Raw genomic sequence first — 228 nt, 5'->3', positions numbered from 1 at the left:
CTTGTGGCCGTCCTGGCGCAGGATGCGGAAGAACTTGAAGAAGTGGTGGTTGCGGGTGTGCACCGCGACGTAGGTGCCGCGGCCCTGGTGGCGCACCAGGATGTTTTCGGCCGCCAGTTCGTCGATCGCCTTGCGCAGCGTGCCGATCGACACGCCGAAGCGCTCGGCCAGGTGCTTTTCCGGCGGAATCGCCTCGCCCTGCTTCCATTCGCCTTGGGCCAGCGCGGC

The 228-nt window shown here is 67.1% G+C and carries 1 protein-coding gene; it reads right to left on the bottom strand.

Annotated features, from left to right (window positions below; all coding sequences use genetic code 11):
* On the bottom strand, window positions 1-228 hold a 228-nt coding region (locus tag OH705_RS29075; protein ID WP_267303683.1), incomplete at both ends, for a GntR family transcriptional regulator.

The organism is Pseudomonas sp. BJa3 (assembly GCF_026343815.1).
Lineage (GTDB): Bacteria > Pseudomonadota > Gammaproteobacteria > Pseudomonadales > Pseudomonadaceae > Aquipseudomonas > Aquipseudomonas soli.
Note: the sequence above shows the minus strand (reverse complement) of the source record. Positions and strands in the feature narration are given on the sequence as shown.